This is a genomic window from Rhodococcus sp. 05-340-2 (assembly GCF_002258915.1).
In the GTDB taxonomy this organism is placed as follows: domain Bacteria; phylum Actinomycetota; class Actinomycetes; order Mycobacteriales; family Mycobacteriaceae; genus Rhodococcoides.
The window spans coordinates 121923-133913 of sequence record NZ_NOYU01000022.1 but is presented as its reverse complement, the minus strand read 5'-3'; the positions used below and the strand labels follow the sequence as shown (position 1 = coordinate 133913).

Sequence of the window (11991 nt, the reverse complement as noted above, 5' to 3'; positions counted from 1 at the left end):
CTGTCGGACTTGCGGACAAATATCTCTGTACATGTTTCTTTTGCCCCATAGTTTCTATAGTGTGACTTGAAATACAGTCCGGCATCAACGGCAGAGGAGCACTCAGTGAGCGTCGAGAACGATCGCGACAGCTGGATCACCGACTGGGAGTTCAGCGAGCGGTACCCGGTGTACACGCGAGCCAACGCCGGGGAGGTACTTCCCGACCCGTCGAGTCCGCTCAACGTGACCCTCGTCTGGAACAAGGGCCTCAACATCGGCTGGCGCGAAGGATATGTGGAACACCTCGGCACTCACCTGCCCTCCGAGATCGACGAGACCATGCCGCAGATCATCGGTAACTTCGGCGGCTACCACTACACCAACTTCTCGATGACCGAGCTGAACGGAGCCCGCCTGCCGGGCTTGACCGTTCCGGTCTGGAACAGCCTGTGGGTCGGCGATCACCCCGACATCCCCGACTACGTCGAACAACCGTGGCACCAGAACGACCAGCTCACAGCGGGATTGGCCGACAAGACCGCGTGGGCTCTGACCACCGACACCTTTCCCGAGGCAGAGGAGGCGAAGCGTCGGGCGGACGCCGCTCGCGCCGCTCGCCCCGACATGTCGGCACTGAGCGATCGCGAACTGGTCGACCACGCGCGATCGTTCGTTCCGGACCTCGTCTTCTGCTACGCCTACCACCCGGTGACCACCACACTCTCGACGATGGGGCCTGCCGTGGCCGGAGCCTTGCTCGAGGCCATCGGTGAAGCCGACAAGCTCGGCGACCTCCTCAGCGGGCTGGGCGGAGTCGACTCGGCAGAACCGTCGTACGCCCTGTGGAACATGGGTCGGTCGGTGGCGAAGTCCGCGGAACTGACCTCCCTGTTCGACAACGGACTCACCACTCTCCTCGACGCCGTCGATGCAGGCGACTCCCCCGATGCGAAGCAGTTCCGACAGGACTTCGACGACTTTCTGTACAAGTTCGGATCGCGAGCGCCGAACGAGTGGGACATCCGCTCCGACAGTTGGGAATCGAAGCCGGTGCTCGCCCTGCTGGCCATCAACGGAATGCGGCTCAGTCCCGACGAATCCGACCCCGAGGTGATCGGACGGCGCAACGAGTCCAAGCGCATCGCACTCACCGCGGAGCTCGCCGCCAAGATGCCCGACGATGCAACTCGTCAGAGCTTCCTCGACGCTGCCAAATCCATCACCAAGTTCATGCCCTGGCGAGAGCGAACCAAGACTGCCTGTGTGAAGGTGATGGGCGAGATGCGCACGGCCCTGTACGAACTGGGGCATCGTATGGTCGACCGCGGCATCATGGACGACCATCACGACATCACGATGCTGCTCGACGACGAACTCGATGCTTTCGTCGCCGATCCCGAAAGTTTCGCAACCACCGTTGCCGAGCGGCGCGAGCAGTACCTCGCACTCTTCGACCTCGAGCCGCCCTTCTTCCTGTTCGAGCCGCTGCCACTCTCGCAGTGGCCCAGAAGGACCGAGAACAAGGCGCAGATCGCAGCTCCCGGCGATTCGTTGACCGGAGTCGGCGGCGCACCGGGGGTGAGCCGCGGCCGAGCGCGCATCCTCCATGATCCGTACGAAGTCGGCGACCTCGCCGAGGGCGACATCATCGTTGCCCCACAGACGGATCCGGCCTGGACCCCTCTCTTCGTGTTCGCCGGCGGCGTGGTCGTCAACGTCGGTGCCACCATCACTCACTCGTCGATAGTGTGCCGCGAACTGGGCATTCCCTGCGCGGTCTCGGTGCAGGACGCAACCCTGAAAATCCCCGACGGTGCGATGATCGAAGTCGACGGAAACACGGGAACGGTGACCGTACTGTGACTCTCGCAATCGGCTTGTCCCTCCCTCAGCTCGGTGAACATGTCGACGCCGGTGCTGTCCGCGCCTTCGCCACCTCGGCCGAGGAACTGGGCTTCTCGAGCCTGTGGGTTCAGGAGCACCTGTTCTATCCCGAAGAGAACGAATCGATCTACGGCGGGCGCCACACCACCAGCGTGCATCCCGCCTACCGCTCGGTTCTCGGTGCCACCGAACTGATGGCGTTCGCCGCTGCCTGTACAAGGACGATCACGATTGGCAGCAGCATCCTGGTGGCCGGTTACCATCGTCCGGTCGAACTGGCGCAACGCTTGTCGACTCTGGATCTACTGTCGGGCGGACGACTCGTTGCCGGTCTCGGGGCCGGGTGGTCCGACGAGGAACATGCTCAGATGGATGTCGATCCGCGCACCCGCGGCCGTCGAATGGGCGAATTGGTGCGGGCAGTGCAGGCCTGCTGGGGACCCGACCCGGTGGAATTCGAGGGTGAGTTCTTCAGCATCCCGCGGTCCATCGTTCGACCCAAACCAGTGCAGCAGCCACACCCACCACTGCTCTCGGGCCTGCGTTCGGCGACCGGATTGAAGCGCACCGCAGCACTGTTCGACATCTGGAACCCCAGCAGTGGCAGCCCGGAGGCTCTGCTCGAACAACTCGAGACGATGCGGGAACTGCGCTCGGAGGATGCGAGTCCGATTCGACTGTTCCTCCGTTCGTATCTGCAGCGGCCCACCGACGATGTGGGATCGGGTGGCCAGGGCATCGACGGGGTCCGCACCGACATCCGCACTGCGCTGGCGGCAGGCGCAGAACACCTGATCGTCGAGCCCAACTTCTGGGACGAGATGCGTTCGCCGAACGATTGGGTCGACGCACCGGCGCGGCTGGCAGTCCTGCTCGACGACATCGAGGATCTGTCGACTCCGGCGACGGCGAGCGCGTCGTGAACACCGTCGCGGTGGTGACAGGTGCGGGGTCGGGTATCGGCCGTGCGACCGCGGAGATCATTCTCGAGAACGGCGGCTCGGTCGTTGCGTTCGACACCACCGCGGAGTCGTTGGACTGGTTGTCCGGCAACGACAATGCGGTGCCGTTCGTCGGCGACGTCACCCACCAGGACGACAACCGTGCGGCAGTACAGCACGCGGAGACCTCGTTCGGACGCCTCGACGCCCTGGTGCTCAATGCCGGTGTGCCTGCATCCGGATCCATCGAAACCCTCGACATGGAGGTCTTCGATCGTTCGATCGAAGTCAACCTTCGTGCGGTCGTACTCGGTGTGCGCGAAGCCATTCCTGCGTTCCGCCGAGCAGGCGGCGGTTCGATCGTGATCACGGCATCGGCAACCGCGCTCGGTGGTGAGCCGAACCGGTGGCCGTACGCCGCGGCCAAAGCCGGCGCTGTGAACCTCGCACGATCCTTCGCCCTGGACCTGGCGAACGACCGAATCCGCGTCAACGCCGTCTGCCCGGGACCCATCGGCACCGGCATGACCCGACGCATCGAGGACAACACCCCCGACCGCTACGAAGCGCTCAGGACGATGGTGCCCCTTCACCGTTGGGGAACCGCTCGCGAGGTGGGCGAGGTCATCGCATTCCTGGCCTCACCGCTGGCGTCGTTCGTCACCGGTGTCGCCATCCCGGTCGACGGTGGAGCGACCTGCGGGAGCGGTCAGACGGTGCCGGTGCCGGCTCCCGTCTGACCCACCGCGTCAACGACTCGGGTCGACCAGCACCTTGGCGTGCCGACTCGTCCCGGAGTCGAGCTCGGCGAACATCTCGACCAGTTCACCGAGCCCGATCGTGCCGGTGTGCAACGACTTCACATCGATCCGACCTTCGGCGACCAGTGTCATCGCACCGAGGAAATCCTCGTGCGAGTACGCCAGCGAGCCGATCACCGTGAGCTCGCGAGACTGCCAATCGCCATAGCTGACAGAGGAATCGGTGCCCGGATACCCGAGCAATGCCAGGGTCCCGCCCCGTCTGACCAGCTCGGCGGACGGTTGCATCAAAGCGGCGACTCCGGTGCACTCGAACAGGACGTCGGCCCCGAGCCCACCGGTGACGTCGGCGAGCAACGCTGCGAGATCCGCCGGTTCCACCACGTCGGTGAAGCCCAGATCCGTTGCCGCCGTTCGACGTGCGGATGACGGCTCGCTGACGAGGATTCGGCCTGCCCCAGCGGTACGGGCGTGTTGTGCGGTAAGTAGACCGATGGGACCCGCTCCCTGGACGACGACGGTGGAGCCCAGCGTGATCGCGGCACGTTTGACGGCATGGAACGTCACGGTCGCCGGCTCCATCAACGCGGCCTCTTCGTCCGACAGCGCGTCGAGTACCGGGATGGCCCTGCGTGCGGACACCGTGAGGGTGGTGGCGAATCCGCCGTGTGCGGGGGCGTCATCGGTAATACCGTTGGCCTCTGCGAATGCGAGGTCGCAGTGAGCGGCGTGACCTGCCCTGCATTGGGCACACACGCCGCATGCAGGCCCGACACCTGCGACCACGCGCTGACCCACCCGCAAGGTGGTCACGTTCTCGCCCACGGCGCTGATCGTGCCCGTCCATTCGTGGCCGAACACGGCCGGCGGCAGGGCCGCGGACGAGTATCCGTGTGTGTCGGTTGCACAGATCCCGCAGTAGCGGATGTCGACGACGACACCGTCCGGGGCAGGCACGGGTGCAGCGTCGACACTCGTCTCGGCTGTGCCGGGTGCGACGACGTGGACGTACCTTCGCTCCGAGGTGCCGGTCACGACAGCGCGCAATTCAGTTTATTGGTCATGTCTCCAGTTTCTCACTTTCCGCTTCGTCGAGCACCTTTCGAGTAGCTCGACCCAGTTCCACAATCCACGCCCGCGTATCGCCTGCGCTACGGGCGGACGGGACCTCAACGCTGACCGCAGCCGTGGGCGGGAGCGCCCGCACGAGATCGACCAGCGGGAAGGCGCCCTGTCCCGGCGGGAGCCTGTCGGTTCGAGCCTCGGTGATCGCTGCGTTCAGATCGTCCCAGGGCTCCGCCGACGTCGCGTCGCAGATCTGCCAGTACGGCAACGAGTTCTCGTCGACGGCGTCGAGATCGGACAGCGCCGACCCCGCCCGTACCCAGTGCAGGGCGTCGACGAGAACACCGCCATTGCTGCCCCGGGCAGCGGCGACGAAGTCGGCAGCGGCGCAGAAGTCTCGAATGGACGAGAAGATCATCGGCTCGAGACAACACCGAAGACCGACGTCCTCGGACAGCTCCGAGATCTCGCCGAAGTTGTCCGCTGCCCGGTTGCGCTCGTCGTCGAGCACCGTGACGAGCAGGTGCCGGGCACCGAGCTCGGCACCTGCGTCGAGGATGGACGACCAGTCCCCTCTCGAACTTCCGGGATGCAGCTTGACCACCTCGACATCGAGAACTCGCATCCCGTTGTGCGCCAACGCAGATTTGGTCTCACGCAGCAGCGCCGATCCGGCCGGGAGACAGAATCCCCGGTCGCGTTCGGTGTGCGCCACTCGGACGCCCACCGCGCCGAAGCCGCCCGACGCAGCGCAGTCGATCAGCTCCGGCGGTGCCAGATGCAGCGCCGAGAGGTGGGACAGAGACAGGATCCGTGGCGTCACTTCTGCCAGAGTGTCTCGAACTCACCCTGGTAATCCGCTACGCCGACGTAGTAGCCGGTGTCCTCGTCGAGGACTGCCGAACCGATGTTGTCGCTGTTGAGCAATTGCGTGGGAAGGAACGCGGCATCGGCCGCGGCGAGGTCGTCACCGTTGAATTGCCTTGCCAGAGTATCGATCACGCGCCATCCGAGAATTTGCACCGGGAAGCCGACCCAGACACTGTTGTCGCCGCCTTTCAGGGACTCGAGGTTGTCCGGCGTCGGCGTCTGACCGGCGAAGGTCACCTGATCGGTCAGGCTTGCCCCACGCAGGGCCGCATCGACACCCAGCACGAGGTCACCGAAGGAGAAGACCGCGTAGTTGATGGTCGGGTCACGCTGGAGCGTACTGACCACGCTCTGGGGGGTCTTGGTGCCGAGATCGGTGACCTGCTGGTTCACGAGTTGGGTTGTGCAGTCGGGGCACTGGGCTTTCAACTGTGCGGTGAACGCGTCGGTGAAGACATTGAGGATCGAATAGTCGGTGATCGAGAAGATGGCGACGTTCGCCTGCCCGTCGCTGTCGGCGACGACCTGACTCGCGACCATCTTTCCCCACTCCTCGACCTGAGCGTCACCGTCCAATGCGGTCGAGATGACACCGGCCACGGGCGGGCCCGCGATACTGTCCGCGATGATGGGAATGCCTGCGGCTTCGGCAGATTCGATCTGCCGGGTGAGCATCGTGAGTGGGGTACCCGAGATGTGGATCGCGTCCGGCTTCAGCGCGATGGCCTGATCCATCGCCTTGGGTGCCGCTTCTGCGTCGGTGCCCATCAGTACTCGCTGATAGCGCCACCCGAGGACGTCCGCGGCCTGTTGGATGGCGTCGTTCTTCGCGCTCGAGATCGGTTGCGGTGTCTCGATACTGATGACGTACTTGCCGCTGTCCGGAGCTCTGCTCAACGGCGTTGTCAGAACGAGATCGGCCGGCGGTGCCTCGTACCGATCGGCGACGGCCTGCGCGCCTGCCACGTCGGCAGCTGCACCGGTCGTCGTGGTCTCGTCCGAGCTGCTGCATGCGGACGCCAGCAGGCTCGCGGATACGAGGGCCACGAAAGCCTTCGTCCAGTTGGTTGATTTCACGTGATCACCTTTCGAGAGGAGGGAGGTCAGGTACGGCGGGCGGTCCGAGCCGCGAGAGCCACGGCGACGATGAGGGCCAGTCCGTTGAACAGGTCGTTGACGAAACTGGGTGCGCCGGCCAACTGCAGCCCCTTCACACCGGTGGCAAGCAGATAGATGGCGATCAGTGTGCCCAGGACGTTGACCCGACCTGCGCGTATCTGAGTCGAGCCGAGGAAGACGGCCGAGAACGCGGGAAGCAGGTACGACGGGCCGATGTCGGGTGCGGCGGTGCCGAGCTTGGCCGCGAGGACAACTCCGGTGAAGGCCGCGATGGTGACCGAGGTCATCAACGCGCCGAACATGATTCGCTCGACTCGTAGCCCGGCGAGCCGTGCGGCCTGACGGTTACCACCGGTGGCGTAGAAGTAGCGACCCAACGGGGTCTTCTCGAGTACGACGTACATCACGGCGGCGACGCCGATCATGTAGAAGAACGGCAACGGCAGGCCGAGGAACGGCTTGCTCCCCAGGTCGAGGAAGCCATCGGTGAATCCCTCGGTGATCTGCTTTCCGTCGGTGACCCAGTAGGTCCCCGCCAGCAGGATGCTCGACATTCCCAGAGTGGCAATGAAGGAATCGACCTTGAGCTTGACCACGACAAAACCGTTGACGGCCCCGATCAACGCTCCGCACAGCACCGTGGTGACGACCGCGATGGGTGTGCCGATGCCCTGCGAGAGCTGGTAGGACACCATCGCGACCGAGAACCCCATGATGCCTGCGATGGACAGATCGAACACTCCGGCGGCGAGCGGCACGATCAACCCGATGGCCAGCATGGCAGTGATGGCCTGGTCGCCCGCGATGATGCGAAAGTTGCCCTGGGTCATGAAGGTGTCCGGAATCCAGAGCGCGAAGAGCGCGATGACGGCGATCCACACATAGAGACCGCTGAAGCGATCGAGTCCGAGATTCGGCCGTCGTCGAGCCGTGCGACGTTCGGCATCGACCTCACCGCCCGGCGGTGGAGTGTGCGGTGACGCTGCTGTGCCTTCGTGGGATTGTGTTGTCATGGTGATCCTTTCACCGATCTTCTGCGCCGGACCGCGCTGCTGCGGACACAGGTTTCTTCAGAGTCGAGGCCGTCAATCGATCCGGGTCGATGCGGGGGCGGGAGAATTCGTCGACCACCCGGCCTGCCGAGAGGACGATCACCCGATCGCACAAACGCGTGAGTTCCCCGTGGTCGGTGGACACCACGAGTACCGCAGCGCCGTCCTGCGCGGCCTTGTCCACGAGTGCATGGATGTCTGCCTGAGCACCGATGTCGACGCCCTGCGTAGGCTCGTCCAACAACAACACGCGAGGACTGCGCCGAAGCCACCTGGCCAGCACGACCTTCTGTTGATTGCCTCCGCTGAGAGTGCCGAGATGGCGCTCGGTGTCACCGGCCGGACGTACACCGAGTCGCTCGAGCCACGTGGCAACATCGGACTTCTCCCGCTTCACTCGCACGATCCCACCCCGAGAGAAACCCCACGGGTCCGCGACCGAGACGTTCTCGCGAAGGGAAGCTGTAGCGAATGCAGCATTCGAAAGCCGCTCGGCAGGAACGCATCCGACGCCCGCCGACATGGCGAGGTCAGGGCGGCCCTGTTCGACCACCACACCGTCGACGGCAACCGTCCCGCGTCGAGACTCGGCACCGAAGAGTGCAGGCACGATCTGCTCCCGACCGGACCCGGTGATACCGGCGATACCGAGGACCTCACCGGACCTGATCGCGAACCCGAAGTTCTCCACCGCTCCGCAGTTCAACTCGGACACCTCGAGCACGGGCTGCCCCTCGGGGTCCGAGGTCTCCTCCGGTTCGGCCAGGAAGTCGTCGATACGGCGTCCGATCATCAACTCGACCAGGCCTGATTCGTCGAGACCGTCGAGTGGTCGTGTGGTCACGATTGCGCCGTCCCGCATCACGGTGACGCTGTCGCACAGCGAGAAGACCTCGTTCAGATGATGCGAGACGAACAGGACTGCGACTCCGCGGTCCCTGATCCTGCGCACCAGCTCGAACAGCCGAACAGACTCTGCCGCAGGCAGATTTGCCGTCGGCTCGTCGAGTACCAGAACGGCGGCTCGCCCGGACCGGTCCTGAACCGCACGAGCGATGGCGAGCATCGTGCGTTCGCTCATGCTGAGCGCTCCGGCAAGCCTTCCGAGGTCGAGGTCGACTCCCAGTTCGGCTAGGGCGGCTCTGGCCCGAGCTCGCTCGGCACGGAAGTCGATCGTGCCGACCGCGGTCGTCAGGTAGCCGTGGCCGAGTGCCAGATTGTCGACGACATCGAGGGATTCGACCAGCCCGAGTTCCTGGTGGACGAATCGCATGCCTGCGGCCTCACCACTGCCGGGAACACCGAGGGCAAGGTCGTGACCGTCGACTGCTATTCGTGCACCCTCGTCCGGATCATGATATCCCGCAAGCACTTTGATGAGTGTCGACTTGCCGCACCCGTTCTGACCGACCAAACCTCGAATTTCACCCGGGGCCAGTGACAACTCCACGTGGTCCAGCGCTCGATGCCCGCCGAAGGTCTTGGAAAGACTGTTGATGCTCAGTGCATCGGTCATGGAAGCCCGCCTGTGACTTGAGTTACTTGATACCCGCTTGTGTTATCCACGTCATACTCAACTATGTACAGGGATAAGTCCAGCAATTCGCGAAACTCGATATTGTGCGCCTCAGTGCAGGAATGATCGACGAGGAGAGGATCGCGGTAACCGCCGCGATCGAGAACCGTGGCGTCGTATCTGCAGTCGATCATCAGTTAGCAAGCATCAGAATCGACGGTTGCACATGGAAAGCGAGACAATCCGGATGAGTGAGTTCGAGCTCGGCAGTGTGGTTCAGATCGCGTACATGGTCGACGACGTCAGTGAAGCGGCCGCCGACTTCTCCGCCCGTACCGGAGCGGGGCCGTTCTTCGTGCGACGGAACGTCATCACGGCCGCGTACGGCTCCGACGGCCGAACGGGGGCTTTCGACCACTCATCGGCCTACGGGCAATGGGGCCGCATGCAGATCGAATTGGTGCACACGCACTCGGCCGAACCGCCGGAATTCGCCGAGACCACGCGAGCACGCGGGTGTGTGCACCACGTTGCGATCATGGTCGCGTCGTTCGCCGAGCACCAACGGCAACTCAGCGAGCGTGGTTGGCCGGCCCTACTGTCGGCGTCCACCCCGCACGGCAACAACTTCGCGTTCCACGATGCGCGGCCGCAGCTCGGACATCTCCTGGAGATCTACGAGCCACGGCCGAGCATTCTCGAGCTGTACCGGCGTGTTGCCGACGCAGCGACGAACTGGGACGGAACCGATCCCGTTCGCCGCCTCCGACGCGTCTAGGCCTCGGCGAGTAGGGCAGCCGCTCGTTCACGGGCCAGCGTCAGCACCTGCGGGTTGCCGGAGTTCCAGAGAACCGTCAGTTGCTTTCGGCGGATCTTCCACTCACCGCCGACTCGCACCACCGAATCGGTGTAGTACCCGCCGATGGTGAACACGGCATCGCCGGAGGTGTTCGGGAGTACGTGCTCGGCTCGCACGTAGGTGATGACCGTGCCCCGATCACCCTCGACCGTGATATCGAAGTTCGACAAGAAGTGTTGCGACGCAACGAGCCCCGGGAACAGCATCCGCCCACGCTGCACCCAGTCCTCGGCGCGGAAGTGCCCACCGTTACCCGCGCGGTAGCTGGTGTAGTCGACGTCGATCTCGTCGGTGAACACGGATCGATACATATCCCAGTCACGCAGGTCGATCCCTCGCGCGAATCGCGCCATGAGCCGGGTGATGTCACCGGTCGCCTCGGCGCTCATGTCGCAGGCAACTGTAGGGAGATCTTCTCGAAGTATTCGTCCAATCCATCCGGTCCGAGCTCTCGTCCGATACCCGACTTCTTCATGCCACCGAACGGTGCAAGGGCATTGAAGCGCCCCCCGTTGATGCCCACCTGACCGGTGCGCAACCTACGGGCGATGGCAATCGCTGCGTCGTCGTCGGCCGCGAACACGGCTCCGGACAACCCGTACTCGGAGTCGTTGGCAATGCGGACCGCGTCGTCGATCCCGTCGTAGGTGAGCACCGTGAGGACCGGGCCGAACACCTCTTCGCGGGCGATCGCAGAATCGTTGTCGACTCGGCTCACCACCGTCGGTCGGACGAAGAATCCCGACCGCAGTCGATCGTCCAGGTCGGGCACGTCGCCCGGCCCACCGACCACGAAGTGAGCGTTCGAGGGAACTGCGGAGAGGTGATCGAGGACAGATTGCTGCTGCTCACGCGATGCCATCGGTCCGATGTCGACGGATTCGTCGAGGGGGTCACCGATCCGCTGCGAGCCGACCAACTCCGCCAGCTTCTCCTCGACGTACTCGAGGCGATCGGCGGGTACCAGCAGCCGCGTTGTCGCAGTGCAGGTCTGCCCGTTGTTGACGTAGCAGCCGCGCACCGCGGCGGTCAGAGCTGCATCGAAGTCGGCGTCGGGAGCGATGACGAAGGCCGACTTGCCTCCCAGCTCCAGAGTCACTTTCTTTATTCCGGCTGCAGCTACCTGTCCGACGCGAGCACCGGCTGCCGTCGAGCCGGTCAGACTCACCATGTCGACGTCCGGGTGTCCGGCCAGTCGCTCCCCCACCCGGCCGCCCGCCCCACTGACGATATTGAGCACGCCCGGGGGCAGAGCGGTCGAATCGGCGATCTCGGCGACCGCGAACGCGACCAGCGGGGCCACACTGCTGGGCTTGACCACCGTGGCGCATCCGGCTGCAATGGCAGGCGCGACCTTGGCGGCGAGCTGGTAGAGCGGGTAGTTCCACGGCGTGATCGCGCCGACGACACCGATGCCGACCTTCAGGATCAACGATGTCCCGCGACGTTCCTCCAACGAGGTGTCCTCGAGAATGTCCGCCATCGATCGGAAGATCGTGACTCCGAGCCCCACCTGTACGGTTCGAGACCGCGCGATCGGCGTCCCGACCTCGCGCGCCATCATCTCGGCGAGCTCGCTCTCGCGTTCGACCAGCCCGTCGGCGATCCGCCGCAACACCGAGACGCGCTCCTCGATCGAGGACTGCGACCACACATCGAAGCCGGAGCGCGCTGCGGCGACAGCGTCGTCGACGTCGGTTTCCGTTCCTGCGGGTACGCGGGCGAGCACCTCACCCGTCGTGGCGTCGAGCACATCTATGGTGCCCCCGCCCGCGGAGGCCACCCACTTCCCGCCGATGTAGAGCTCGGTTCGGTCGTCCATGTCGCGATCCCTCTTCCCGTACGGCGGTCGGCCGAGTGGCGGCCATCACATGCAGCCTAGCCGCCAAAGGCGACATGCTGTCAAGTAACTAGCCGCAGTCAAACCTGTACAGAGTTGGAC

11 protein-coding genes are annotated in these 11991 nt (G+C 64.5%); 4 read left to right on the top strand and 7 right to left on the bottom strand.

The genetic code is table 11. The annotated features are described in order from the left end of the window. Positions 1 to 105 precede the first annotated feature (105 nt). The 3 genes from CH271_RS11455 to CH271_RS11445 are packed head-to-tail and all read left to right on the top strand — an operon-like array spanning position 106 to position 3547. The gene (locus CH271_RS11455; RefSeq protein ID WP_094633664.1) at positions 106 to 1845 is read left to right on the top strand and encodes a PEP-utilizing enzyme; all 1740 of its coding nucleotides are present in this window, start codon (positions 106 to 108) and stop codon (positions 1843 to 1845) included. After that, the gene (locus CH271_RS11450; protein WP_037188400.1) at positions 1842 to 2789 is read left to right on the top strand and encodes a TIGR03619 family F420-dependent LLM class oxidoreductase; all 948 of its coding nucleotides are present in this window, start codon (positions 1842 to 1844) and stop codon (positions 2787 to 2789) included. The genes CH271_RS11455 and CH271_RS11450 overlap by 4 nt, the downstream gene beginning before the upstream one ends. Next, positions 2786 to 3547, top strand: a complete 762-nt coding sequence (locus tag CH271_RS11445; RefSeq protein ID WP_094633663.1) for an SDR family NAD(P)-dependent oxidoreductase — start codon at positions 2786 to 2788, stop codon at positions 3545 to 3547. Before CH271_RS11450 ends, CH271_RS11445 begins: the two co-directional genes overlap by 4 nt. A 9-nt stretch (positions 3548 to 3556) precedes the next feature. Here the strand turns inward: CH271_RS11445 and CH271_RS11440 are convergent, their stop codons facing one another. Genes CH271_RS11440 through CH271_RS11420 form a run of 5 tightly spaced genes read right to left on the bottom strand, consistent with a single transcriptional unit; the run spans position 3557 to position 9190 of the window. After that, complete coding sequence (locus CH271_RS11440; RefSeq protein ID WP_037188403.1) at positions 3557 to 4603, bottom strand: zinc-dependent alcohol dehydrogenase; 1047 nt, start codon at positions 4601 to 4603, stop codon at positions 3557 to 3559. Between the two features lie 25 nt (positions 4604 to 4628). Further along, positions 4629 to 5456: a sugar phosphate isomerase/epimerase family protein gene (locus CH271_RS11435; RefSeq protein ID WP_252341852.1), complete on the bottom strand. Its 828-nt coding sequence runs from the start codon at positions 5454 to 5456 to the stop codon at positions 4629 to 4631. Next, on the bottom strand, positions 5453 to 6580 hold the full coding sequence (locus tag CH271_RS11430; RefSeq protein WP_037188405.1) for a sugar ABC transporter substrate-binding protein: 1128 nt from the start codon (positions 6578 to 6580) through the stop codon (positions 5453 to 5455). The genes CH271_RS11435 and CH271_RS11430 overlap by 4 nt, the downstream gene beginning before the upstream one ends. Positions 6581 to 6606: 26 nt before the next feature. After that, positions 6607 to 7635: an ABC transporter permease gene (locus CH271_RS11425; protein ID WP_094633661.1), complete on the bottom strand. Its 1029-nt coding sequence runs from the start codon at positions 7633 to 7635 to the stop codon at positions 6607 to 6609. Between the two features lie 10 nt (positions 7636 to 7645). Beyond that, positions 7646 to 9190 (bottom strand): sugar ABC transporter ATP-binding protein, encoded by a 1545-nt coding sequence (locus CH271_RS11420; protein ID WP_094633660.1) that lies wholly within the window; start codon positions 9188 to 9190, stop codon positions 7646 to 7648. Positions 9191 to 9437: 247 nt separating this feature from the next. Here CH271_RS11420 and CH271_RS11410 point away from each other — a divergent pair, with 247 nt between their 5' ends. Further along, entirely contained in the window at positions 9438 to 9968 is a 531-nt protein-coding gene (locus CH271_RS11410) for a VOC family protein (protein ID WP_094633658.1), read from the top strand. On the opposite strand, the gene CH271_RS11405 is transcribed toward CH271_RS11410, so the two are convergent. Together CH271_RS11405 and CH271_RS11400 are read right to left on the bottom strand one after the other, a co-directional pair. Beyond that, the gene (locus CH271_RS11405) at positions 9965 to 10438 is read right to left on the bottom strand and encodes a nuclear transport factor 2 family protein (protein ID WP_094633657.1); all 474 of its coding nucleotides are present in this window, start codon (positions 10436 to 10438) and stop codon (positions 9965 to 9967) included. The genes CH271_RS11410 and CH271_RS11405 overlap by 4 nt on opposite strands. Continuing rightward, positions 10435 to 11871, bottom strand: coding sequence for an aldehyde dehydrogenase family protein (locus CH271_RS11400; protein ID WP_094633656.1), 1437 nt, complete (start codon positions 11869 to 11871; stop codon positions 10435 to 10437). Before CH271_RS11400 ends, CH271_RS11405 begins: the two co-directional genes overlap by 4 nt. Positions 11872 to 11991 lie beyond the last annotated feature (120 nt).

Coding starts and splice junctions, on each gene's coding strand:
- CH271_RS11405 (WP_094633657.1), bottom strand. CDS start 10,438: ATGAGCGCCGAGGCGACCGGTGACATCACCCGGCTCATGGCGCGATTC.
- CH271_RS11400 (WP_094633656.1), bottom strand. CDS start 11,871: ATGGACGACCGAACCGAGCTCTACATCGGCGGGAAGTGGGTGGCCTCC.
- CH271_RS11410 (WP_094633658.1), top strand. CDS start 9,438: ATGAGTGAGTTCGAGCTCGGCAGTGTGGTTCAGATCGCGTACATGGTC.
- CH271_RS11425 (WP_094633661.1), bottom strand. CDS start 7,635: ATGACAACACAATCCCACGAAGGCACAGCAGCGTCACCGCACACTCCA.
- CH271_RS11420 (WP_094633660.1), bottom strand. CDS start 9,190: ATGACCGATGCACTGAGCATCAACAGTCTTTCCAAGACCTTCGGCGGG.